Origin of the sequence: Mesorhizobium sp. M7A.F.Ca.CA.002.09.1.1 (genome assembly GCF_003998555.1) — a bacterium.
GTDB lineage: Bacteria > Pseudomonadota > Alphaproteobacteria > Rhizobiales > Rhizobiaceae > Mesorhizobium > Mesorhizobium ciceri.
In genome coordinates, this window is record NZ_RZRR01000636.1 from 1 (window position 1) to 3398 (window position 3398).

5 protein-coding genes and 1 pseudogene are annotated in these 3398 nt (G+C 55.0%); 3 read left to right on the plus strand and 3 right to left on the minus strand.

From position 1 onward, the window contains the following. Positions 1-116 precede the first annotated feature (116 nt). Together EN994_RS23545 and EN994_RS23550 are read right to left on the minus strand one after the other, a co-directional pair. On the minus strand, positions 117-1526 hold the full coding sequence (locus EN994_RS23545; RefSeq protein WP_210326684.1) for a hypothetical protein: 1410 nt from the start codon (positions 1524-1526) through the stop codon (positions 117-119). A 227-nt stretch (positions 1527-1753) separates the two neighbouring features. Continuing rightward, a complete protein-coding gene (locus EN994_RS23550) occupies positions 1754-2194 on the minus strand; it encodes a hypothetical protein (protein ID WP_126066778.1) in 441 nt (146 codons plus the stop codon). 153 nt (positions 2195-2347) lie between these two features. Between EN994_RS23550 and EN994_RS36885 the strand changes: the two genes are divergently transcribed. Genes EN994_RS36885 through EN994_RS23565 form a run of 3 tightly spaced genes read left to right on the plus strand, consistent with a single transcriptional unit; the run spans position 2348 to position 3063 of the window. Then, positions 2348-2458, plus strand: coding sequence for a YHYH domain-containing protein (locus EN994_RS36885; protein ID WP_095770035.1), 111 nt, complete (start codon positions 2348-2350; stop codon positions 2456-2458). Positions 2459-2486: 28 nt separating this feature from the next. Then, positions 2487-2726 (plus strand): hypothetical protein, encoded by a 240-nt coding sequence (locus EN994_RS23560; RefSeq protein ID WP_082826591.1) that lies wholly within the window; start codon positions 2487-2489, stop codon positions 2724-2726. Between the two features lie 52 nt (positions 2727-2778). After that, on the plus strand, positions 2779-3063 hold the full coding sequence (locus EN994_RS23565; RefSeq protein WP_063169433.1) for a DUF6804 family protein: 285 nt from the start codon (positions 2779-2781) through the stop codon (positions 3061-3063). A gap of 203 nt (positions 3064-3266) precedes the next feature. On the opposite strand, the pseudogene EN994_RS23570 reads toward EN994_RS23565, so the two are convergent. After that, a pseudogene (locus EN994_RS23570) lies at positions 3267-3398 on the minus strand (IS481 family transposase); the annotation flags it as partial.

Genomic DNA, 3398 nt, shown 5'->3' on the forward strand with positions numbered 1-3398 from the left:
TGCCAGACCTGGTCCACATCCAGCCGAAGCCGGCCAACATCGCAACGGATAGCACACCAAGGGCAATGGCCGCGGCAATGGTACCCGCATTGCCTTTCTTGCGTCTGCGGGTTCGCCTAGACATTCACGCTGTCCGGGTGAAGCTTATCAAGATCTCGGTACTGCTCAATTCCCCGTTCGCATTCCTGACCAATCAGACGAACCTGCTCGTTGAGTTCCTCCTGCGCCTGGCGAATTGATGCGCCAACATCTCCCTCATTCCACTCCCGCTCGCCGGTGACGTATGGCTTGATGCGATCAAGTTTGTAGGGCGTTCCGAAATGCTTGGGCGCCGGCTCGGTCCTCGCCTGGATGTTGGCTTCCCGATACATCGACAAAAGCTGATTGCAGGCTCGCTCCAATTGGTCTTGATGCTGCGCAAAAAGAGCCAGAAGCCTCGATCGATGATCGACAATCGCGCGGTGCTCGCGCCGGCGACTACCAAGCTGCTTGACGATTTCCTCCACTTTTTCGTTGTGGTCGTCGCGGACATCCTGCAGCTCTTCGATCAGTTCCTTCTTTCGATCGATGTAGTCATCGCGCCGTCGAACGAGCCGATTTTCAACGCCAGTGTAGCCTGGGTAAGGGTCGAGCACGAACCAGCCGTCGATAAAAGCGAAAAGCGAAAACATCAGGCCGATCGCAAACAGCAACCAGGACTTGATGTCCGTGAGACCCGCTGGATTGGCGAGCATATTACGGATGACCTCAGCGCCGGCGCCGTCAGCGAGCGAGCCGCTGACCTCACGGTAGTGCGCTAGCGCCAAGTTTATCGAAATCGCCAAGCCGATATAGAAAAGGATTGAAATGATCCCAACGAATTTTACGAAAAACGACCGATGGGTGACGAGACGAGCGCAGAAAACCGCCAGGAGCAAAGCCGCCCCGATGTTGATGAAAGAGAATGCCGCAGCCTCAAGGATGCCACCAAAAAATCCCTGCTCATTGCCCTTGGCCAGGAAGTTGCCGTTCATCGCTGTCTCGACCAGAAACAGAAATAGCAGAAGCGATAGCCGGAAAATGTGAGCGGCACCGTGCTGCACACGCGCGGCACGAACGAGACCGTGCTTCTCCTTAAACCATGCATGCTCTTTTTCGGCGTCGTTCAGGGCCCTTCTCAGGCCGTGAAGTTCATCGAGGCCCACGGCGACCGAGGCTTTGAAGTCCGAAACGCTAGCGGCATTCGTCTGACGGATTAGACCGAATTGTTCCTCGAAATCGAGGCCGGCAAGACGACCTCCAAGGAGTTGCAGGTTGTCCTCAAGAGTGTGATGCGCAGCCTTCTTCTCATCCTCAACGCGTTCCACGATGGCATGTTCGACATCGTCGAGATTCTTTGCCGTTTTCGGGGGTTGGTTCACCTCGCCGCGCTGCTTTCCGCGGTTAATGACATCCAGGTCGCCGTCGATCTTGGCAGGGTCCAGGCTGTTGAATAGCTGAGTGCTCGCCCGAAAATCGTGGTTGGATTCTCGCAGTGAGTCACGCAACTTATTTAGTTTTTCGAATTTAGAGCCCACGCACTCACAACCCCAACTTTACGCCCCCCGGCAGAGTGGTTTCTATGCATAGTAGAGCTAAAGGGCAACCGCACATTCACTTCTATCCACTTGCTAGTGCGGATCAGGCTCAATTGAGTTCCAACAAATGATCATGGCTGCTGATCAACTGGTTGATCGGCCGCGACTAGTCATGTCATGAGCCGTGCTGCGATGCTCTAAGGACAGAGTGCTACGAGCGGGTTCGCGACTGGGAAATTATCCACAGTCGTATACGTGTACTGGATCTCACCGCCCAGGCGAACGAAGGCAGATAGTTCCTCCGCACGACAGACATAGTTTTTGGTCATTTCATCGATCTTCTGGACATAGACCGGCCGCGAGACGCCAGCAGCCAACAATTTGGCGTCTACTTCCGCATCGGTCTGAGCCCAGGTGGCGTTGAAAACGATCCTTGGCCCGATTGCGATGATGCTCCGAACGGAGATGTTCGAACTGATCAGCATGGGCAATGCTGGAGCCATTTCGGTTTGCATTTTTTTTGCGTAGGCGCAGACGTCGGTCTTGGTGTACTTCGAGAGGCATTCATTTGCCGTCGCCACCCTTGGCCATGTCAGCAGGATCGCCAACGGGACGTGCATCAATCGCAATCCATCCAAAGTATTCTCCTCGCCCGATCTTGGCCTGCACAGAGGAGCATCTATCCTATTTGTGTTCACAGTGCCACGAGCAGCTTGTGCCCGACCGGCAATAGTGCTCTGTCTGAAATACTTTGGGAGGGCAATAAAATGAAAACAACATTTCTCGCGGCTATGGCCGCTGCAATAATCGCTTGCGCGACCGGCGCGTTTGCACACAGTGGCGGCACTGATGCCAACGGTTGCCATACCAACCATAAGACCGGCGCGTATCACTGTCACTGAAGGTCACGCCTTTCTGAGGGACACAAACATGCTGAAGAACATCATGTCAGCTCCGCTGGGCCTCCTCTTCATGCTGGGCGGGCCGATCACCTACGTGATGAATGTCGTCGACACATGGCAGGGCCATGCATCAGTGGTCGTAAAAATCCTGATTAACTTGAGCCTGGATGCGATGTTGGCGTTCATTTGGCCGATCACTTGGGCAATCTGGCTTTTCAAATATATGGCGGGCGCCGAAACTCCACTAACAACCGTGCTGGGCGTTTGAGGATCAAGTTTGCTGAAAATAATGCTTTTCGACGCCGGCCGGAACGGTCCGGTTGGTCTGCATCTGTGTAGCTATTGCCTCGCTGCTGGCGGTAGCGCCATGGCCGTACGGCTATTACCAATTCCTCCGCGTGGTGGTCTTTTTCGCCGGGATCTACTGCGGAGCCATGGTGTGGCGATCAGGCCCTGAAAATCGCACCCTGGCTTGGGCGCTGTTTGGAGCGGCAGCGATCTTCAACCCGTTCATGCCGGTTCATTTGCCGCGCGAGCTGTGGGCAATCTTCAACGTCGCAGCGGCTACTCTGTTCGGCTTTGTCGCATACCGGCACCGGAATTAAGCCGATAATCTGAGATGGCCAAGAGTGGACCTGAGACGCCGAAGGTCAAGGCGCGCCCGAGGGTCACCGTGTCACAGCCGTTGGCGCTTTATGCGGGAGATCTCCTCGAGCGGACGAAGGAGTACTTCGAGGCTTTCAACCATCTAGGCTCGGAGTCGGAAAAGGCGCATCTTTTTGCCCGTTATTTTCTATTTTCGCATGCCCTAGATGTGGAGCTTCAACAGGTTGTCCTCGATCAGGGCGAGGCGACTGATAGGCGTTTTTGACTTTAGGCTGCCATGTGGACGATGCCAATTGTATCTGTGCAGCCAGACAGGCAGTTCGGCGGCACGATG

Bases quoted from the DNA above. Each gene is read 5' to 3' on its own strand.
- EN994_RS36885 (WP_095770035.1), top strand. From the start codon at position 2,348: ATGGCCGCTGCAATAATCGCTTGCGCGACCGGCGCGTTTGCACACAGT.
- EN994_RS23560 (WP_082826591.1), top strand. From the start codon at position 2,487: ATGCTGAAGAACATCATGTCAGCTCCGCTGGGCCTCCTCTTCATGCTG.